Here is a 19,036-nt window from a genome sequence, read left to right on the forward strand (position 1 = left end):
ATCAGCGCACCGGCTCCGATGCCCCCGTCCCGGCCTCCCCGGAGGCCGGGACGGGTCCCGCCGGCTAGGCGAGGGAGCCGGTCCAGCGGCTTTCGGCGTTGCGGTAGACCGTGAAGGAGTCGCTGTCGAAGTACGGTGAGATGCCGGTGTCATACCGGTTGTCGCCGTCGGTGTCGGAAACGCTGATCGTGATGCCGTTGAGGTAGCCGGTGCCGGTGTCGCTCGAGTAATCGGTCAGCCACGAGGAGCCGAGAGAGCCGTCACCGGTGAACGGGGAGTTCACGCCGATGGGCCGGTCGGCGAGGAGGTTCGTGACGTGCACCGTGAACGTCGATCCGGTCGACCGTTCGAGAGCCTCGCCCGTGTAGGGCAGGCTCCCGTCGGGGTTCGGGCCGGCGGGGTAGCCGAAGACGTCGACCGTGGGCGCGAGCGGCTGGTTGAACGCGAGCCCCTGGCCGCCGACGTTGTCGGCCAGCCGCCCGGTATTGGTCAGTGTGTCCGGGGAAGGTGAGACGACACCGCTGTACACGTTGACGAAGGCGTAGTCGCGGTCGTGGTCGCGGACGTCGTCGAGATCATAGTGAGTGACGGCCTGCTTTCCGACGTACAGGCCGAACGGGGTCGTGCCGTCGGTGTAGCCGGGGACGAAGACCCACTTGGCGAGCGGGCCGGCCGGGGCCTCGATGTCCAGCAGGCAGTGACCTGCCGTCGCGACGACGTTCCGGTAGCGCGACTGCACGGCCGTGCCGGTGCACCAGTGCGGCTGGAGGTCGCTGCCGATGAAGAACACCTTGCCCGAGGTCGTGGGACTCGATCCGTCCGGCGAGGTCGCCCCCTCCACCGGCGGGACGGACCTCGGGGGGCCGTCCGGGACGACGTCCGTGGACAGGCGTTCCCCCGCGGCCGCCGTTCGCACGGTGTACGGCGTGGCGTTCCTCAGGTTGGCGGCTCCGTCGGCGAGCCAGTAGTTCGCGACCTGCTGGGCCGCCGTCGTGGTGGAGGCCAGCGGGACCACCAGCACGGTCGCGGCCTCTGCCGGCGCGGCGATGATGGTGGAACCCAACACGCTCAAGCCGGTGCCCAACGCGATCAGTGCACGCCTCAAAGTCGATCTCCCGTCCGGTTCTGGGCGTCTTCGCGCCCTGTCAGCGTGGAGAGCCGGCCGATCAACGGAAACGGCCGGCGAGCAGTGAGATCGTAACCGCGCCCGGGGCCCTGGTCCTAGAAGTTTTAGATCACGTGTTCGATACGAGGGGGTGCTGTGCCGTGGAGTGCCGACAGCCACCCGGGGGTGCCGGGTGGCTGTGGGGGAGTGACGTCAGGCGGTGAAGGGGGAGGCGCCGCCGATGTGGCGGAGGTGGTCGAAGGAGGAGAGGTCGGGGACGGTCCAGCCGTCGAGGTCGTACTCGTCGAGGCACTGCTGGACGAAGTCCTTGTAGCCGTCGATCTGGCCGTTGCCGAGCTGGTGGTTCAGCAGTTCCACGCGGGTGTTCTCGTGGTTGCCGGCGTAGTTGCGCTCGTACAGCTCGTGGCGCCCGCCGAACTCGGTGCCGACCGCGTCCCAGAGGAGCTTCATGACCTTGATGCGCTCGACCGCGTCGCTGCCGTCCGAGCCGCGGATGTACTTGTCCAGGTACGGCCGGATGTCGGGGTTCTTGAAGTCCTCGGCGCTGGAGTTGATGTAGATCAGGCCGCTGGCGATGTCCTGCTGGATGATCTCCTTGACCCGTGGGTAGCCGACCTGCAGGAACCAGCGGTAGGCCAGCCCGTAGGCGGGATTGGGCAGCAGGGCGCCGTCCTTCCACTCCACCGGGTTGCGCGCGGCGGCGTCGGAGAAGGCCCAGAACAGGTTGCGCCAGGCCAGGACCTCGCCGATGCGGGTCTGGACACCGCGGAAGTCCTTGGTGCCGGTCATCTCGGTGGCCCGGATGAGCAGGCCGGCGATGAACTCCAGCTTCACGGCCAGGCGCGTGCAGCCGTGGAAGGTGAACCGCTCGACGAAGCCGGAGCGGCCCGTGAAGAGCATGGCCTTGCCGAGGTGCCCGTAGACGAAGACGTTCTCCCAGGGGATGAGCACCTTGTCCAGCACGAGGATGGTGTCGTTCTCGTCCAGCCGCGAGGACAGCGGGTAGTCGAACGGGCTGCCCATCACGGTCGCGTTGGCGGTGTAGGACGGGCGGCAGATCAGCTTCATGCCGGGCGCGCCCATGGGCACGGTGGCGACGAGCGCGAACTTCTTGTCCTTGATCGGCAGGCCGTAGTGGGCGATGAAGTTGTAGTGCGTGAGCGCCGAGCCGGTGGCGACGACCTTGGCGCCGCTGACGATCAGGCCCGCGTCGGTCTCCTTCTCGACGTGGATGAACACGTCGGCGACCTCGTCCGGCGGCCGGTTGCGGTCGACGGGCGGGTGGACGATGGCGTGGTTCCAGAACAGGACCTTCTCCTGCGCCTCGCGGTACCAGCGGCGCGCGTTGTCGGAGAACGGGTCGTAGAACTCGGCGTTCGCGCCCAGCGTGCCGAGGAAGGACGCCTTGTAGTCGGGGCTGCGGCCCATCCAGCCGTAGCTCATCCGCGCCCAGGCGGCGATCGCCTGCTGGTCGGCGACCAGGTCCTCCACGCTGTGCGGCGTGGTGAAGAAGCGGTGGGTGTACCCGTCGCTGCCGGTGTCGGTCGGCTTGGTGAGCACGTCGCGGGTACGCGGGTCGTGCAGGGCGTCGTACAGCCGCGCCGTCATCCGGATGGGGTTGTGGAACGCGGGATGCGTGGTGACGTCGCGGACGCGCTCGCCGTACAGGTAGATCTCGCGGTCGTCACGGAGGCTCTCGATGTACTCGTCGCCCGTGAACGGGCGCGTCTTCGGCCGCGTGGCGGCCGCCGGGTCGCCGTTCGCCGGACCGGTTTCCTCTACTAGCACCTCAGCTCCTCGGTGATTCAGTGGCCATCTGGCGTCGCCGTCCGCGGATCTCCATGCTCACCCGGCCCGCGAAATAGGGCATCTCTCACATTGCGCTTCCCTGGCGCCGGCGATCCCGGGGCCTTCCGCACCGCAATCCAGAAGATGCGTCCCCAGGGGGCGAATGCGACCGTTCAGTGGTGAGCATCGGCGGACGGCCATTCGGCTGCGATTGTTTTACGGCTCTGCGGCGCAATTCGCCGGCTCCCCGATGGTCCGTCGGAATTCTTTTTTCCAGGAGGAAGAGAAAATGGTGCTGACGACCGATGTTCCGACGCGGGAACAGATTCTCGCCCGGGTTCAGGACACGCTCCCAACCCTGCGTAAGAACGCGGACTGGAACGAGGAGAACCGCCGCGTCCACGAGGAGTCCATCGAGGCCCTCGCCGACGCCGGCGTCTTCAAGCTGAGGACGCCGGTCCGCTACGGCGGCTACGAGTCCGACACCCGCACCCTCGTCGACGTCGCCAGCGCGATCGGCACGGCCGACGGCTCCACCTCGTGGGTGGCGTCGGTCTACTGGATCCCGACCTGGATGGCCTGCCTGTTCCCCGACCACGTCCAGGACGAGGTCTTCTCGACCCCCGACGTCCGCATCTGCGGCACGCTCAGCCCGACCGCCATGGCGGTCCCGGTCGACGGCGGCATCGTCGTCAACGGCAAGTGGGGCTTCATCAGCGGCGCCCACCACAGCCACTGGCAGGTCATCGTCACGGTCCTGGTCGCGCCCGAGGGCGAGCCGCAGCCGATGATGGCCCTGGTGCCGATGTCCGACCTCCAGGTCATCGACGACTGGAACACCTCGGGCCTCAAGGCCACCGGCAGCGTCAGCACGGCCGCGCAGGACCTGTTCATCCCCGCGGACCGCGTGCTGCACATCGGCCAGGTCCTGACGGGCCTGGGCGTCTCGGCGGCCAACGCCACCAGCGCCATCTACAACGCCCCGCTGCTCCCGGTCGCCTCGGCCTCCTCGGTCGGCGCGCTGCTGGGCATGGCCAGGGGCGCGCGGGCCGCGTTCTTCGAGCGCCTGCCCGAGCGCAAGATCACCTACACGGGCTACACCAGCCAGGCCGAGGCCCCGCTGACGCACCTGCAGGTCGCGGACGCCGAGATGAAGATCGACGAAGCTGAGTTCCACGCGCACCGCCTCGCCTCCCTGGTGGACGCCAAGGCCGCCGAGGCCGCGCAGTGGACGATGGAGCAGCGGGTCAAGGCCCGCGCCGACATGGGCTCGGTCGTCCGGCTGGCCAAGGAGGCCGTGGAGATCTACGCCTCCGCCAGCGGCGGCTCCTCCATCTACAGCCACCAGCCGATCCAGCGGTTCGCCCGCGACGTGCAGGCCGTGAACCTGCACGCGCTGATGCACCCGAACACCAACGCCGAGCTGTACGGCCGCCTGCTGTGCGGGCTCCAGCCCAACACTCTCTACGTCTGACCGCCGGCCGGGACGGCGGCCACGCCCGCCGTCCCGGCCTTCCAGGCATCTCCGTTCAGGGAATCAACCGAAAGGGCTTGAGTCATGGCCTCACCCACCGCCGAGCTGGAGAAGGCGGCCGTCGCCGCCGTCCCCTTCCGCATCGTCACCGCCTGGGCCCGTAAGGACGCCAAGGCGTTCGCCGACGTCTTCACGCCGGACGGGACCATGATCCTCCCCGGGTCCTACAACAAGGGCACGGCCGAGATCGAGGCGTTCATGGCGGACGCGTTCACGAACAAGTACAAGAACACCACGGTCACCGGCACGCCCCTCGACCTGCGGTTCCTCACCCCCGACACCGCGGTGATCACCACCGGCGGCGGCGTGCTGGCGCAGGGGGAGACCATCGTCTCCGACAAGGAGGCCATCCGCGCGACCTGGGTGATCACCCGGTACGAGGGTGACTGGAAGCTCGCCGCCTACCAGAACTGCTCCCGCGACGAAGTCTGACCAGCGGCGGGCGCCCGACGGACATCGGCCCGGCGCCGCCGCCCGCGACCGGGGAGACCTGGCCGCGGGCGCGCGCCGGGCCGGTGGTACGTCCCCCGCGCGCCGAACACGGCGCGGCGCGTTTCATTTCCATATGTGGCGGGCGCGGCGGGACCGGTGAAGGTCCGTGAACGCGCTCGCCGGACCGGCGAAATCCCGGTACCGCCATTGGAGAGCGCGACGTACGAAATCGATCACACCGCGGCCGCGAGGACTCCCGCGCGGGAGAAATGCGCGGCAACGGGATTTCTTCGAGGTTGCTGGATGGGTCCTCCCTTGTTGACGTGCGCTTTCGCGGGCGTGGAGCATTGGCGGTGTGCCAGTGCCTTGCGTGGTCCGCGGCACGTGCCGGGTGCTGGACGCCGGGCGAATCGGTCGCGCGGTCCGGTCGACGGCACGAACCTTCCGGCGGCGGCAGGGGGCCGCGAGCCGAAGGGCCCGCCGCCGGGCCCTTCCCATGTCCGGACCGTCGCGAGGAGTGACTGATGGCGCCCATTCCCGACAGCCCGCGATCGGCGATCTCGGCGTCGCGGCCGCCGGTCCGCTCGGGCGACGTGCACGCCGCGCGCGGCAGGGACGTCAGGGACGACACCGAGGTCACGAAGAGCGCGGAGCTCGCCGAGAGCATGGCGGGCACGGGGATCGCGGAGAGCACGGAAGGCACCGCCGAGGTCCTCGGCGGCGAGGTGCACCTGGCGTACGCGCGGCGCGCCGCCTCGGGCGTCGTCGCCGTGGCGGCCGGCTTCACCCCGCGCGGCGCCCGCGCCCGCGCCGAGACGCGGGCCACCGCCCTGGACGCGCTGTACGCCATCCCCGGCTCCCTGTCCGGCCCGGACGACGACGTCAGGGAGCTCGGTCTTGCCGACTTCATGCCCGAGCCGCCGGCCGACATCGAGGCGCGGGTCGCCGGCATCGGCCTGCTGAGCGGCGACAGCTACGCGCTGCCCGCCGGGATCGTGTGGCTGGGCGACAGGGACGGCCGCGTCGAGCCCACCACGGTCGGCGTGCCGGACGACGGCGAGGACGGCGCGATCGCCGACCTGCTCGCGCACGACATGGTGACCCGCTGGTGGGCGAGCCCCCGCACGCCGCTGCTGCGCGTCTCCGAGCACCTGCCGCGCCTGATCCCGGAGGGCGCCGCCGCGGCGGCGTCCCTGCTCGGGCTGCGGGTCTCGGCGTTCCTGCTACCCGGGCCCGACTTCCAGATCGCCGTGGCGGGGGTGAGCGGCGACGGCGCCACGATCGCCGCCGCGGCCGCGCGGACGGCGCGGGCCGCGGTGGGGGAGGCGTTCCTGCGCGCGATCGCCGCGCGGGCGCAGCCGTGGAGCACCCTGCCCGTGGCGGACTCGCTGCGCAGGCTCACGGTGTGGCACCGCGAGAGCGACTACCTGGCGTACCTGGAATGGTCGGCGCTGGAGGTGGACCCCACGGCGGTCGAGGCGATGGGCGTGGGCGCCGCGTCGCCGAGCTGGGCGGAGATCGCCACCCGCCGGTTCGGGCACGAGCCGGTCCTGGTGACGGCGTTCGGCCACGCGGTGAAGGTGGTCTGCCCGGGAGCCGCCTGCTACCGCACCGCCCCGCCGGGCACCCCGCTGCCCTGCCCGGTGCCGTAGGACCCCCGGCCTGGTGACCGGGCGTGGGGGAGGCGGGCCCGCACTCGGAGAGAAGAGACGGGCGGGCCCGGTGTGAAGAGGCCGGCTAGGACTCGGCGGGACGGTCGCGGTCGTGGACCAGGCGCCAGAGCAGGGTGTTGAGCCGCGCGCGCTCGTCGGCGTCCAGCGGCGCGAGGAAGCTGTCCAGGGCGTTCAGCATGACCGGGGCCAGTTTGTCGTGCAGCAGGGCCTGGCCCTCGCCGGTGAGCCCGATCGCGTATTTACGCCGGTCGTCGGGGTTGCGGGCGCGCTGCACCAGGCCGAGCCTCTCCAGCCCGTCCACGACGCTGACCATTGTGGTCCTGTCGATTCCGTGAATGCGGGCCAGTTGCTGCTGGGACTGCGGGCCCAATGACTCGATGGCCGCGAGGACGATGAAATCCTTGGCGCGCAGGCCGAAGGGCTCGACCGCCGTTTCCAGGATGTCGCTGAAAAGATCGTCGGCCTTGCTCAGCAGAACGCTCGTGGAACTGGACAGGAAGGCCGGGGGCAGGACATCGGCATGCGGGGAATCAGCGCTCACGTGAATGCCTTCCGTGGGGAACTGTCCGGAAATGCGTGGCATGCCGTTATTGCTACGCCGCCATATGGCAAGAGTGTCACATGTGCTCTTGTGCGACGCAACAGCGGAAGAAAAACCGTCAGGATCACTGATTGACAAGATTGCTGACGATCTGCCAAGCTACCTATTGGCGAGGGTCGGACTGCCCTGCCCGGTGTTCACCGCCGTGTGGCGAGGAGGGTTTCCATGTCCGAAGACGGGCGCGGCGGCCCCGACGCCGGCACCACCTGGGACGAGCTGAGCGCCCTCTGGGAAGAGGTGCGCGACATCGTGTCGGCGTGGGAGCAGTCCCAGCCGCTCGACGGGCGCGAGGGCTGAGCCGCCCCGGTCCCGAGGTCCTGTGAAGGAGGGGAAGGCATGGGCGGAACCCGGCGCGAACCCGCGCCGGCCGCGCCGTTGCTCGCCGAGTCCACGGCCTGGCTGCTGAACGGCGCCGCGCGCGAGGTCACGCTGAGGCTCGAACGGGCGTTGCGTGGCGACGAGCTGCGCTGGCGCGACTACGGCGTGCTCGGCGTGCTGGAGGCCGCGGGCCCGCTGTCCCAGCAGGAGGTCGGGCGGCGCCTCGGCGTCGACCGCTCCACGATGGTGCACATCATCGACGTCCTGGAACGGCGCGGGCTGGTGGCGCGCGGGCGCGACCGCGCCGACCGCAGGGCGTACGCCATCGAGCTCACCGAGGGCGGGCGCGCGTTCCTGCGCGACACCCTGCATCCCCTGACCGCCGAGGTGCACGAGGAGCTGATCGGCGGGCTCTCCGCCGAGGACCGCGCGCATCTGGACCGCATTCTCACGCTCCTGGCCTCGCGGGCCGAGGAGCGCACGATGTGATGGTATACGAACCATCTGATGTCTGATAATTTGTGATTACACATATCCTGGGGGAGCGGACGCGGGGTGGGAACCCCGGAGTCCTCCCCGGGTGAAGTACATGGCCAGGAGGCGCGCCATGGACGTTTCCGTGATCGGACTCACCGATGAGGCGGTGGAGGTCTATCGCTACTTCCTGCGAAACCCGGGCGCCGGCGTCGGATCGATCCGGCAGGGCCTCGACCTCGACCCCGACAGCGTCGAAGCCGCCGTGGAGACGCTGGCGAACCTGCAACTGATCGACCTCGCCGACCGGCACCGGGTGGTCGCCACCGAACCCCGCATCGGCATCGAGCGCCTCATCGAGGAACGCCTCAACGAGCTGAACACCGCGATCCGCCGCGTGCTCGCGGCCCGCGACGCCATCGCCGCCTTCGTCGAGGACCAGCGGCACGGCGAGAACGCCACTTCCATGCTCGACATCGAGCGCGTGGAGGGCCTGGACCGCGTGCGCCAGCGGCTGGACGACCTGGGCTTCTTCTCCTACCGGGAGACCCTGTGCCTGCACCCGGGCGGCCCGCTGTCGCCCGGAGCCATCGAGACCGCGCTGCCCCTGGACACCCGCTCCCTGCGGCGCGGCCTCGCGGTCAAGGCGGTGTACCACCCCAAGGCCCTGGACGACCCGCTGATGTCCGCCTACCTGCGCGACGTCGTCGGCCTCGGCGGCCAGATCCGCATCACCGAGGACCCCATGGACCGCATGGTGATCTTCGACCGCAGCGTCGCGGTCGTGCCGATCCACCCCAAGGAGAGCGCCAGGGGCGCCCTGCTGGTCCGCGAGGCCGGCCTGGTCTCCCAACTCGTCACCTACTTCGACGGCGTCTGGGACGCCGCCGTCGACTTCCGCGAGTTCACCGAGCCCAGCACCGACGGGCCGCTCCTGTCCGACCTCGAGCGCCGCGTGCTCGCCGTGATGGCCACCGCCGACAAGGACGAGATCGCGGCGCGCGAGATCGACGTCTCGGTGCGCACCTACCGGCGCTACGTCGCCGACCTGATGGCCAGGCTCGGCGCCGTCAACCGTTTCCAGGCCGCGTTGCGCGCCAAAGAGGAGAACTGGATCTGAGCCTCGGGTTCACGCCGGCGGGGGCAGCGTCCTGCACGCCGCCACCTCCCACTCGCCGACCTCCGGATTGGTGAGCACGGCGGCCACCTCGTCGCGAATTCGCGCCGCCGCGGGAAGGTCGGCGTGCACCCGCAGTGCCATTCCGTCGCCGGTCTGTTTCACGTCCTTGCGCCAGTGCCGGGGCAGCAGCGAGAGAATCCTGATTCCCGCGACCAGGGAATTGGGCGCGGTGTTCCCGTCCCTGCGGCGTATTGTCAGCTCGACCAGAGCCGGCGCTTGCCCGTCGCCGTCGTCCCCGTCGGGCGGGGCCGTGGAATCCCAGGTCGTGCCGGGTACGGTGGCCGCCGGGGCGCGGCCGTCATCGATGCCGGAGGGCGCGCTGCCGATCGGCGTGGTTCTTGTGGGCGTCATTTCCCGATCCGTTTTCTGCGTGTGCGATGCCGGGTCTCATACGACAACTTTGGGGGAAAGGAGGCCGCCCGGCCAGCCGATGCGAGGACAGCATGTTGCCTGCCCCGTAGCAGCTTGTTGCCAAGAAAAGCCGCCCCGCGGTGTTGAAAAGGCGTCGCACCGCTCACCGGGCGATCAGCACACTCGGAGATGACAGCCGGGAGCGCCAGGGATTTCACTGGTCTGGATCCGAGGAGATGATCTGATGCTGGTAAGCGTGACCGGCGGCACCGGATTCGTCGGCGCACATTCGGTCGCGGCCTTTGTGCGCGATGGCCACCGCGTCCGCCTGCTCGTGCGCGACCCCGCGAAGGCCGCCCGCGTCCTCGCGCCGCTCGGCGTCGACGCCGGCGCCGTCGAGCTGGTCCCGGGCGACGTCACCGACGAGCCGAGCGTTGCGCGGGCGACGCGCGGCGCCGAGGCCGTCCTGCACGCCGCCTCGGTGTACTCCTTCGACAGCAGGCGGCACGCCGAGACGCGCCGCACCAACGAGCGCGGCACGGCCGTCGTGCTCGGCGCCGCCCGCCGGGCGGGCGTCCGGCGCGTCCTGCACGTCTCCAGCGTCGCCGCCCTGTTCCCCGGAACCCCCGGCCCCGGCGGGCGGGTGATCGACGCGGACTCGCCGGTCGGGCGGCCCCGCGAGACGTACATGGCGAGCAAGGCGGCCGCCGAGGCCGTCGCCCGGGCCCATCAGGAGGACGGGGCGCCCGTCGTCATCACCTACCCGCCCGCGCTGCTCGGCCCGCACGACCCGAACCTCGGCGACCAGACCTCGCGGCTGCGCGCGGTGCTGCGCGGCCTGACGCCGATGTGGCCGGGCGGAGGCTTCCCCCTCGGGGACGTGCGCGACACCGCCGAGCTGCACGCCCGGCTGCTCACCGCGCCGGACGACGTGCCCGGCCGGCACTTCGGCCCCGGCCGCTACCTCACCACCCGCGCGTACGTGGACGTGCTGCGCGAGGTCACCGGCCGCGCCCTGCCCGCGGTGTTCCTCCCGGCCGCGGCGATGCTCCCGGCCGGGGCGCTCGCCGGTCTGCTGCAGCGGGTGTGGCCGTGGCACATCCCCGCCGAGTACGGCGCCATCTACACCTGCGCCTGCGCCACCCGGGTGGCCGGGCACGCGAGCACCTACGGGATCGCCCCCCGGCCCGTCGCCGAGACCGCCGCCGACACGGTGCGCTGGCTGCACGAGACGGGCCGCCTGACCGCCGGGCAGGCGGGGGCGGCGGCCCGCCGGCCGGGCCTTGTGTCAGGAGGAGCGCGATGAGGGGAGAAGCCGCCATGGGCGAGCGGACCGCGACCGGCCCGGACCTCGACCCCTCCGACGTGCCGATCGAGCCGCTGACCCCGCTCGGCCCGGTGAGCCCGCTCGACTTCGTCCCGGTCCCGGTGCCCCGCCGCGAGCAGGACGGCCCGGCCAGGCCCGCCGAGGCGCCCGCCCCGCCCGGCATGGCGGCGCTGCGCGAGCGGCGCGACGGCCTGCGCGACCGCATCGTCGCCGGCCGTCCCGACGGCGTCGCCCGCCAGCACGCGCTCGGCAAGCTCACCGCGCGCGAGCGCATCGACGCCCTGCTCGACGAGGACTCGTTCATCGAGCTGGACATGTACCGCCGCCACCAGGCGCACGGCCTGCGCATCGAGGAGAACCGCCCGCACACCGACGGCGTCGTCACCGGCTCGGGCACCATCCACGGCCGCCGCGTCTTCGTCTACGCCCAGGATTTCACCGTCTTCGGCGGCTCGCTCGGCGCCGCGCACGCGGCGAAGATCCACAAGGTGATGGACCTGGCCATCTCCACCGGCGCGCCGCTGATCGGCCTGCTCGACAGCGGCGGCGCCCGCATCCAGGAGGGCGTGGTCGCGCTCAGCGGGTACGGCGGCATCTTCCAGCGCAGCGTGCAGGCGTCCGGCGTGATCCCGCAGATCAGCGTCGTGCTCGGCCCGTGCGCCGGGGGAGCGGCCTACACCGTGGCGCTCGCCGACTTCGCCTTCATGGTGCGCGACATCGCCCAGATGTACCTGACGGGGCCCGACGTCGTGGCGGCCGTCAGCGGCCAGCGCGTCAGCCACGCCGAGCTCGGCGGCGCCGACGTGCACGGCGGGCGGTCGGGCCTCGCGACGTTCGTGTACGACGACGAGCGGAGCTGCCTGGCCGAGGTCAGGTACCTGGTGTCGATGCTGCCCGCCAACAACATGGAGTTCCCCCCGGCCGAGCCGCCCCGCGACGCCACCGCCGACGAGCGACCCCGGCTGGCCGGCATCGTCCCCGTCGAGCCGAACAAGCCCTACGACATGCGGCTCGTCATGGCCGAGATCCTCGACGACGGGGACTTCATGGAGGTGCACCAGGACTGGGCGCAGAACGTCGTCTGCGCGCTCGGCCGCCTCGACGGCGAGGTGGTCGGCGTGGTCGGCAACCAGCCCATGGTGCTGGCCGGGGTGCTGGACGTCACCGCCTCGCAGAAGGCCGCGCGCTTCGTCCGGTTCTGCGATGCCTTCAACATCCCCCTGGTCACGCTCATCGACGTGCCCGGCTTCCTGCCCGGCGTCGACCAGGAGCACGCGGGCATCATCCGGCACGGCGCCAAGCTCCTGTACGCCTACTGCGAGGCCACCGTGCCGCGCGTCCACGTCATCGTCCGCAAGGCCTACGGCGGCGCGTACATCGTCATGGACTCCCGCACGATCGGCACCGACCTGTCCCTGGCGTGGCCGACCAACGAGATCGCGGTCATGGGCGCGGAGGGCGCCGTCAACGTCATCTTCCGCAAGGAGCTGGCCGCCTCGATGGACCCGGCCCGGCTGCGCGCCGAGCTGGTCGCCGAGTACACCGAGCAGCTCATGCACCCGCACTACGCCGCCGAGCGCGGCCTGGTGGACGACGTCATCGACCCCGTGCAGACCCGCGCGGCGGTCGCGCGCGGCCTGGCGATGCTGCGCAACAAGCGCAGGCCCGCGCCGCAGCGCAAGCACGGCAACGTGCCGCTGTGACGCGTGGGCTTTATGGGTCCGCCCCGTGCTTTCCGTGTCCGCGTCGTTTCCCGGCGCAAGGGAAACCCTTCCCCATACCCGGCCGGGAAGAGTGAGCATATGAGAAGAAGACCCGGTGTGCGTTCTCTCCGACAATTGACGTGATTTCCCGTGCCGCACGAGAAACGCGCGGCCGGGATCACCCGGCGCGCGACCACCCGCGCGCCGGCGTACGGCCATGAACGTGGAAATCGAGGTTCGCCCATGGCTACAGAGACCGCCCGGCTCGGTTCCGTCGATTCCGGATCGGCGTTGAACGGCCGCCACCACAAGGCCGCGCTGTACGTCTTCGCGTTCATCGTGCTCGCCCACTGGGCCGAGCACATCGCCCAGGCGATACAGATCTACGTTCTCGGCTGGCCGCTGCCCGAGGCCCGCGGCGTGCTCGGGCTGCCGTTCCCGTGGCTCGTGAAGTCGGAGTGGATGCACTACGGCTACGCGCTGCTCATGCTCGTCGGCCTGATCATGCTGCGCAAGGGCTTCACCGGCAGGTCGCGCACCTGGTGGAACATCTCGCTCGGCATTCAGGTCTGGCACCACTTCGAGCACCTGCTGCTGCTCCTGCAGGCGCTGACCGGCAACAACCTGGCCGGCAAGCCCGTCCCGACGAGCATCATCCAGCTCCTGGTGCCGCGCGTGGAACTGCACCTGTTCTACAACACCGTCGTGTTCATCCCCATGGTCGTGGCCATGATCCTGCACCTGCGCCCGAACGCGGCCGAGCGCGCCGAGGCGAGGTGCACCTGCGCCGTGCCCGTGCCGGCGCGGGCATGACAGCCGGAAGGCGGAGGCGTTCTCCGTTCCTCACCGTCGTCCTGACCTTCATCGGCGCACTGCTGCTGTATCTGGCCGTGCCGAACATCGGCCCGACCCTGCGGGCCGCGCGGGCGGAGGGGACGCCGGGCGAGTTCACCGCCCGGCGGCTCTACTGCATCCAGCACCCCGGGCACGAGAGCTGCACCTGGCTCGGGGACTTCCGCACGAAGTCCGGGGAGATCCGCACCGACATCGCCCTGTACGGCAGTGATCGAACTATGCTCCGCGCCGGGGAGAGCACCAGGGCCGTCGACGTGGGGCGGCCCAACCAGGTCTACGGCCCCGGCGGCTCCAACGAGTGGATCTTCACGGGCCTGCTGCTCCTGGCGGGCCTGGCGATCCTGGTCTTCCTGTACGCCCCGCGGTCGCGCGGACCGGCGCGCGGGCGCCCCGCCGAGGAGGCGGCGGCCGGAGTCTGACGGAGGCACGTCATCCCGGGGACCGACACCACGATCATGATCGTGGGCGACTCGATCAGCCAGGGCCGGGAGGGCGACCACACCTGGCGCTACCGGCTGTCCCGGAGCCTGGCCCGCCACGGCGTCCCGGCGCGCTTCGCCGGGCCGTGGCGGGGCACCTGGGTGCCCTCGGCGGCCCAGCCGCCGGGCGGCCGTCCCGCGCCGCCCGGCCACCCCGCCTACGCGGGACCGTACCGGGAGGGGCTGCGCTTCCCCGACAGCAGGCACTACGCGTGCTGGGGGCGCCGGCTCGACGAGGCCAAGGACAACATCGCGGACGCGGTCGCCGAGCACCGCCCCGACTGGCTGATGGTCGCGCTCGGCTTCAACGACCTGGCCTGGGGCGTCTGCGGCCCCGACCGCCTGCTCGCCGCCATGGACGCCTTCGTCCACCAGGCCAGGCGGGCCGCCCCCGAGATCGGCCTGCTGGTGGCCGACGTGGTGCACCGCACGCCGCTGGAGGAGCACCCCCACCTGGAACGCGACGTCGCCGCCTACAACCGGCGGCTGCCCGCGCTCTTGCGGGGGTCGTCGACGGCCCGCTCGCCGGTCGCGCAGGTGGGCCTCGGCGTCGTCTACGACGCGCGCACCGACAGCTACGACGGCGTGCATCCGAACGAGCTCGGCGAAATCAAGATCGCGCGGGCGTTCGCCGAGGTGTTCCTCGGCACGGCCGCGATCAGGAGGCCGGCGCCCGTCCCGGGCTGACCGGCCCGGCGAGGACGCCGGTCAGCGGGACTCGGAGGCGAGCGAGGCGCCGGAGGAGATGGAACTGAGCAGGGCGACGAGCTGGTCGGGGGCCGAGACCATCGGCCAGTGACCGGTGTTGAGGGTGTGGAAGGACCAGTTGGGCCTGCCGCGCATCGCGGCGACGTCGGGGGAGATCTTGCCGCCGAAGTGGTCCTTGGCGCAGACGACGTAGGTCGCGCGCTGCTGCTCCAGCGGGCGGGTGAGCACCGCGGGCTCCGACAGGGTGTGCCCGGGGTGGCCGACGAAGCGTTCCACCAGCCAGTTCGCCTGCTGGAACGACAGGTCCTGCCCGTCGGCGACGATCGTGACGTCGGGGGTGGGCCAGCGGCCGCGGTTCTCGGCGATCAGGCGCAGCTCGCCGGCGCGCTGGCGTTCGGGGAAGGCGTGGAGCATCGACTTGCCGTGGTGGGGCAGGAACCCCTCCACGAACACGGTGTGGGCGACGCGTCCCGGCGCGCGGTCGGCGACCTGACCGGCCACGATGCCCGAGTAGCTGTGCCCCACGAGGATGACGTCCCGCAGATCCTCCTGCTCAAGGAGGGTGAGGACGTCCTCGACGTGGGTGGCGAGGCCGACGGTGGACACGTCGGCCTCGGCGTTGGCCAGCCCGGAAAGGGTGACCGGACTGACGGGATGCCCCCGGGCGCGGAGCCCGCGGGTCACCGGCTCCCAGACCCATGCGCCCATCCAGGGGCCGGGAACCAGGACGAAATGATTTCTCACGGAGCGGGCTTCCTCTCCTTTTCACCTGGACTGCCACTCGATAAGCGCGAAATCGGCCTGGCGGCGCGTTTTATGTATCGGGCCCCGAGGGCCGTGCCGGCGGTGAATTACCGTGGTTATTCATTCAACAGTCTTGTGCCGGATCGCGTCAACGGTCACGCGGCCAGAGGCGCGGCGGCGGGGAAGTCGGCGGGACCGAGCTCCGCCGCGTTCCTTTCGACCACCGTGATCGGAAGATGGTCGGTGATGATCGCGACGGCGCCCGTGTACCCGTCGCCGGGGAAAAGCGTGCGCAGTTGCAGCGCGGCCGGAGGGATCTCCAGCGGCCAGGCGATCAGTTCCGGATGCTCCCAGGCTTCGCTGACCTCCACTTTGTTCGGGGCGATCCGCAGACCGTGACCCGTGGCCTTCAAAACGGCTTCTTTGCGCGTCCACAGCCGCGCGAAGGCGGCGTGCCGCTCCTCCTCCGGGAGGGTTTCCAGCGCGGCGGACTCGGCCGGGCTCAGCGCGCAGCGCACCAGCTCGCGCAGCGGGGCGTCCGGCACCACCTCCACGTCGACGCCCACCGGGCCGGTGGCCGTCAGTGCGACGGCCACCCGCTCTCCCGAGTGGGACACCGACACGTGCAAGGGGTCGGGGCTCAGGATCCGCGGGCGGCCGTGCGGCTTGCCGCAGCCGTCGCAGCCGCGCTCGACGGGCACCTCCTCGGGCGCCACGCCGAGCTGCGCGCCCGCTGCCGTGCGCAGCAGCCAGCACGCCGTGACGAAGCGGATCCGGTCCTCGTCACGGCGGTACGTGGGCACGCGTTGCAGCTCCACGGCGTCGAGCACGCCGATCAGGCTCTCGATCCGGCGGTCCTGCGGGCGCGCCCACCAGACGTGGCACTCGCCGGCCTTGAGGGAAGGGGCGTTCACGGATATCCGTCCTTCGCGTCGGGGTCTCAAACGGTCACGGGTTCGCAGGCCAGCACTGCCCAGTCGCTCACCTCCGGGTTGGTCAATATCTCTGCCACCTGGTCACGGATCTGCGCGGCGGTCACGTGGTCGTCGGTCTGCACCCTGATGGCGATCTCGTCGGTCACGTGCCTGAGGTCCTTGTGCCACCGCCGGGGCAGCAGCGCGAGGATCCGGATGCCGTCCACCGGCGAGTTCGGTGACGGTTCTCCGGCGACGCGGCGGAGCGTCAGTTCGACGAGCATGGCGACCCCTCCCCCTCAGTCCCACGTCGTTCCGGGCGTGGCGGTGGCGGACTCCCGGGCGGCGCCCGGGGTGCCGGCGGCGTTCGCGGCCGGGGGGATCTTCGAGGGAGTCATGGTCGATCCGTGTCTTCGTCAGTAGTCTGTGTCGGTTGCCGGTCAGTCGTCCTAGATGTCGCACTCCCCACTGTGCGGGCTCGCCAGGGCCCGGACCAGGCGAAACGAAGGCAGCAAGTTGCACGCCCGCAGCAGCTTCCTGCCACGCCGCGCCCGTGGCCGCCCCCGGAGGCGGGCCCGGCGTCGCGGGGGCGGAGGCGGGAAGGTACAACGGAGAGAGATCAAGCCCGGCGTACGGCCCCAGGAGGTGGACGGTGCGGCAGCTCAGCGCGCTCGACGCGCAGTTCCTCAACTTCGAGAGCGAGACGAACGTCGCGAACGTCGCCGGGCTGTCGATCCTCGACGGCGAGGTGTCCCGCGACGACCTGCTGAAGCTCGTCGAGGAGCGTTCCGCCCTCGTCCCGCAGCTGCGGCAGCGGCTCGTCCCGGTGCCGCTCGGCCTCGACCACCCCTACTGGGCGCAGGACGAGGCCCTCGACCTGGACTACCACGTGCGCGAGGTCGCCCTGCCCGCGCCGGGCAGCGACCGCCAGCTCGCCGCGCAGGTCGCGCGGCTGCACGCCCGGCTTCTGGACCGCCACCGTCCGCTGTGGGAGATGTACCTCGTCCACGGCCTGTCCGGCGGCCGTACGGCGCTCTACACCAAGATGCACCACGCGGCGATCGACGGCATGGGCGGCGCCGACGTGCTGGCCGCGTTCATGGACATCGAACCGGACCCGCCGCGCCGCGAGCCCGAGCACCCCGTGGAGCCCGACCGCGCCCCCGAGGCGGCCGAGATGGTCGTCAGGACCGCCGCACGGCTGGCCGCCAACCCCGCCTACCTGCTGCGGTTCCTGGTCGAGGCCGTCCCGCACCTCGACGAGATCCCGATCGTCTCCCGGCTGCCCGGCGCCGTCCCCGTCTCCCGCGCGACCCGCGGGCTGCGCGCGTGGCTGCGCGGCGACGAGGAGGAGGTGCCCGAGCTGCCCCGGCTCGCGGTGCCGCGCACGCCCTTCAACGGTCCGGTGTCCGCGCACCGCCGCTTCGCCTTCACCCAGCTCCCGCTGGACGAGATCAAGCAGGTCAAGAACGCCTTCGGGTACACCGTCAACGACGTGGTGATGACGCTGGTGGCGACCGCCGTGCGCCGCTGGCTGCTCGACCACGACGCGCTGCCGGACGAGCCGCTGGTGGCGGGGGTGCCGTTCTCCCTGCGCGAGGACCCCCGGGCGCCGGGCAACCAGGTCACCCTCATGATCACCTCGCTGGACACCCAGGTCGCCGACCCGCGCGAGCGGCTGCGCGCCGTCCACGAGGCGATGGGACGGATCAAGGACCGCTTCAATCTGGCCCCCGCCCGCTGGCTGCGCACGCTGAGCGAGAGCATGCCCGCCGCGCTCACCGGCCTCGCCCACCGGGCGGCGTTCGGCCTGGCCGCGCAGACGACCCCGGCCGTCAACCTGATGATCTCCAACGTGCCGGGCCCGCAGATCCCGCTGTACGTGTGCGGCCGGCGGCTGCTCGCCCAGTACCCCGTCTCCGTGATCTCCGACGCGAGCGGCGGCGTCAACATCACCGCCTTCTCCTACGACGGGCGCGTCGACGTGGGCGTCATCGCCTGCCGGGGCATGGTGCCCGATGTCTGGTCGCTCACCACCTACCTGCACGAGGCGCTGGAGGAGCTGAAAGCCCTGAGCTGACCGGCGGGCCTCAGGAGGCCAGGCCGAGCAGCAGTTCGGTCCACAGGTGGTCGGCCTCGCGGTACCGCATGCGCGCGGTCTCGTGATCCTGCCCGGTCTGCTTGTCCGACCGCCGGACGTACGCCAGGCCGCCGCCCACCACCAGGTAGTACACGCGCGTCCGGCACTCGCACGTCCAGCGCAGGATGCGCCGCCGGCTCTCGGCGTTCATGGGCGGGTGCCAGGCGACGCGGCGGCAGTCCTCGCGGGGCTTCGGGACGTGCGGGCCGTGGTCGGCGTGGCCCGAGGACGAGGTCAGCGCCGTCATCGTGAGCCCTCCATGCGCGCGGTGATGAGAGCGGAGAGCCGTTCGGCCGTGGGGGCGTGGACCAGCCGGGCCTCCAGCCAGGGGCCGCACGCGTACCAGGTGGGCCCCGAGACCCACACGCGCCACCCCGGGTGGGCCCGGCGCAGCGCCCCGACCTCGCCCTCGACGTCCCGCCGCGGGGGCTCCGCCGGCGCCGCGCCGTGGACGCCGCGCGCGGCGCGATCCCGTGAGGGAGGCGGGGCGGGGGGGAGGGGAGGCGCCTCGCGGCGCGGGTGCGGGCGGCCGTGGTGTGCGAGACGGGCGCGGCAGGCGGCGTAGTAGGCGAGGGCCCCGGCCATCCAACCTCCTTTGGCGTCTGCGGCAATCGGTTGACATATACGACAATGGCGAGACGATAAGGTGCGTGTCAACCAGGTGACACGATCTGGAACCCCCGGCAGAT

At 71.4% G+C, this 19,036-nt stretch carries 21 protein-coding genes; 12 read left to right on the top strand and 9 right to left on the bottom strand.

Annotation, left to right across the window (positions count from 1 at the left end; genetic code table 11):
* Nucleotides 1-64 precede the first annotated feature (64 nt).
* Both BJ982_RS20005 and BJ982_RS20010 read right to left on the bottom strand, forming a co-directional pair.
* Nucleotides 65-1,066: a trypsin-like serine peptidase gene (locus tag BJ982_RS20005; protein ID WP_239123514.1), complete on the bottom strand. Its 1,002-nt coding sequence runs from the start codon at nucleotides 1,064-1,066 to the stop codon at nucleotides 65-67.
* Between the two features lie 252 nt (nucleotides 1,067-1,318).
* Complete coding sequence (locus BJ982_RS20010) at nucleotides 1,319-2,914, bottom strand: 4-hydroxyphenylacetate 3-hydroxylase family protein (RefSeq protein ID WP_184882257.1); 1,596 nt, start codon at nucleotides 2,912-2,914, stop codon at nucleotides 1,319-1,321.
* A 289-nt stretch (nucleotides 2,915-3,203) separates the two neighbouring features.
* On the opposite strand from BJ982_RS20010, the gene BJ982_RS20015 reads away from it, so the two are divergent.
* From BJ982_RS20015 to BJ982_RS20025, 3 genes are all read left to right on the top strand, one after another.
* Nucleotides 3,204-4,388 carry an acyl-CoA dehydrogenase family protein gene (locus tag BJ982_RS20015; protein ID WP_184882258.1) on the top strand — a complete coding sequence of 395 codons (1,185 nt, stop codon included), beginning with the start codon at nucleotides 3,204-3,206 and terminating at the stop codon, nucleotides 4,386-4,388.
* An 84-nt stretch (nucleotides 4,389-4,472) separates the two neighbouring features.
* On the top strand, nucleotides 4,473-4,880 hold the full coding sequence (locus BJ982_RS20020) for an SgcJ/EcaC family oxidoreductase (RefSeq protein WP_184882259.1): 408 nt from the start codon (nucleotides 4,473-4,475) through the stop codon (nucleotides 4,878-4,880).
* Nucleotides 4,881-5,404: 524 nt separating this feature from the next.
* Nucleotides 5,405-6,532 carry a hypothetical protein gene (locus tag BJ982_RS20025; protein ID WP_184882260.1) on the top strand — a complete coding sequence of 376 codons (1,128 nt, stop codon included), beginning with the start codon at nucleotides 5,405-5,407 and terminating at the stop codon, nucleotides 6,530-6,532.
* A gap of 85 nt (nucleotides 6,533-6,617) precedes the next feature.
* On the opposite strand, the gene BJ982_RS20030 is transcribed toward BJ982_RS20025, so the two are convergent.
* Nucleotides 6,618-7,094, bottom strand: coding sequence for a MarR family winged helix-turn-helix transcriptional regulator (locus tag BJ982_RS20030; RefSeq protein ID WP_184882262.1), 477 nt, complete (start codon nucleotides 7,092-7,094; stop codon nucleotides 6,618-6,620).
* Between the two features lie 225 nt (nucleotides 7,095-7,319).
* Here BJ982_RS20030 and BJ982_RS39470 point away from each other — a divergent pair, with 225 nt between their 5' ends.
* The 3 genes from BJ982_RS39470 to BJ982_RS20040 all read left to right on the top strand — a co-directional run bounded on the left by BJ982_RS39470 (nucleotide 7,320) and on the right by BJ982_RS20040 (nucleotide 9,066).
* The gene (locus tag BJ982_RS39470) at nucleotides 7,320-7,451 is read left to right on the top strand and encodes a hypothetical protein (RefSeq protein WP_260413806.1); all 132 of its coding nucleotides are present in this window, start codon (nucleotides 7,320-7,322) and stop codon (nucleotides 7,449-7,451) included.
* Nucleotides 7,452-7,490: 39 nt separating this feature from the next.
* A complete protein-coding gene (locus BJ982_RS20035; RefSeq protein ID WP_184882264.1) occupies nucleotides 7,491-7,961 on the top strand; it encodes a MarR family winged helix-turn-helix transcriptional regulator in 471 nt (156 codons plus the stop codon).
* Between the two features lie 118 nt (nucleotides 7,962-8,079).
* Nucleotides 8,080-9,066, top strand: coding sequence for a helix-turn-helix domain-containing protein (locus tag BJ982_RS20040; protein ID WP_184882266.1), 987 nt, complete (start codon nucleotides 8,080-8,082; stop codon nucleotides 9,064-9,066).
* A gap of 9 nt (nucleotides 9,067-9,075) precedes the next feature.
* Here BJ982_RS20040 and BJ982_RS20045 read toward each other — a convergent pair whose 3' ends face one another.
* A complete protein-coding gene (locus tag BJ982_RS20045; protein ID WP_184882267.1) occupies nucleotides 9,076-9,477 on the bottom strand; it encodes a hypothetical protein in 402 nt (133 codons plus the stop codon).
* A 244-nt stretch (nucleotides 9,478-9,721) separates the two neighbouring features.
* Between BJ982_RS20045 and BJ982_RS20050 the strand changes: the two genes are divergently transcribed.
* The 5 genes from BJ982_RS20050 (at nucleotide 9,722) to BJ982_RS20070 (ending at nucleotide 14,528) form a co-directional block, all read left to right on the top strand.
* Entirely contained in the window at nucleotides 9,722-10,783 is a 1,062-nt protein-coding gene (locus tag BJ982_RS20050; protein ID WP_184882268.1) for an NAD-dependent epimerase/dehydratase family protein, read from the top strand.
* A gap of 182 nt (nucleotides 10,784-10,965) precedes the next feature.
* Nucleotides 10,966-12,507 carry an acyl-CoA carboxylase subunit beta gene (locus BJ982_RS20055; RefSeq protein ID WP_184889062.1) on the top strand — a complete coding sequence of 514 codons (1,542 nt, stop codon included), beginning with the start codon at nucleotides 10,966-10,968 and terminating at the stop codon, nucleotides 12,505-12,507.
* 243 nt (nucleotides 12,508-12,750) lie between these two features.
* Nucleotides 12,751-13,320: a hypothetical protein gene (locus BJ982_RS20060; protein WP_184882270.1), complete on the top strand. Its 570-nt coding sequence runs from the start codon at nucleotides 12,751-12,753 to the stop codon at nucleotides 13,318-13,320.
* The gene (locus BJ982_RS20065) at nucleotides 13,317-13,781 is read left to right on the top strand and encodes a hypothetical protein (protein WP_184882272.1); all 465 of its coding nucleotides are present in this window, start codon (nucleotides 13,317-13,319) and stop codon (nucleotides 13,779-13,781) included. Before BJ982_RS20060 ends, BJ982_RS20065 begins: the two co-directional genes overlap by 4 nt.
* A 42-nt stretch (nucleotides 13,782-13,823) precedes the next feature.
* A complete protein-coding gene (locus tag BJ982_RS20070) occupies nucleotides 13,824-14,528 on the top strand; it encodes a GDSL-type esterase/lipase family protein (protein ID WP_184882274.1) in 705 nt (234 codons plus the stop codon).
* A gap of 21 nt (nucleotides 14,529-14,549) precedes the next feature.
* Here the strand turns inward: BJ982_RS20070 and BJ982_RS20075 are convergent, their stop codons facing one another.
* The 3 genes from BJ982_RS20075 to BJ982_RS20085 form a co-directional block, all read right to left on the bottom strand.
* A complete protein-coding gene (locus BJ982_RS20075) occupies nucleotides 14,550-15,293 on the bottom strand; it encodes an alpha/beta fold hydrolase (protein WP_184882276.1) in 744 nt (247 codons plus the stop codon).
* Nucleotides 15,294-15,448: 155 nt separating this feature from the next.
* Nucleotides 15,449-16,207, bottom strand: coding sequence for a 4'-phosphopantetheinyl transferase family protein (locus BJ982_RS40495; RefSeq protein ID WP_184882278.1), 759 nt, complete (start codon nucleotides 16,205-16,207; stop codon nucleotides 15,449-15,451).
* 26 nt (nucleotides 16,208-16,233) lie between these two features.
* A complete protein-coding gene (locus tag BJ982_RS20085) occupies nucleotides 16,234-16,491 on the bottom strand; it encodes a hypothetical protein (protein WP_184882280.1) in 258 nt (85 codons plus the stop codon).
* A gap of 368 nt (nucleotides 16,492-16,859) precedes the next feature.
* Between BJ982_RS20085 and BJ982_RS20090 the strand changes: the two genes are divergently transcribed.
* Nucleotides 16,860-18,287, top strand: coding sequence for a WS/DGAT/MGAT family O-acyltransferase (locus BJ982_RS20090; protein ID WP_184882282.1), 1,428 nt, complete (start codon nucleotides 16,860-16,862; stop codon nucleotides 18,285-18,287).
* A gap of 10 nt (nucleotides 18,288-18,297) precedes the next feature.
* Here the strand turns inward: BJ982_RS20090 and BJ982_RS20095 are convergent, their stop codons facing one another.
* Nucleotides 18,298-18,594 (bottom strand): hypothetical protein, encoded by a 297-nt coding sequence (locus tag BJ982_RS20095; protein WP_184882284.1) that lies wholly within the window; start codon nucleotides 18,592-18,594, stop codon nucleotides 18,298-18,300.
* Nucleotides 18,591-18,932, bottom strand: a complete 342-nt coding sequence (locus BJ982_RS20100) for a hypothetical protein (protein WP_184882286.1) — start codon at nucleotides 18,930-18,932, stop codon at nucleotides 18,591-18,593. The genes BJ982_RS20095 and BJ982_RS20100 overlap by 4 nt, the downstream gene beginning before the upstream one ends.
* Nucleotides 18,933-19,036: the final 104 nt, after the last annotated feature.

This window comes from Sphaerisporangium siamense (genome assembly GCF_014205275.1).
GTDB classification, from domain to species: Bacteria; Actinomycetota; Actinomycetes; order Streptosporangiales; family Streptosporangiaceae; genus Sphaerisporangium; species Sphaerisporangium siamense.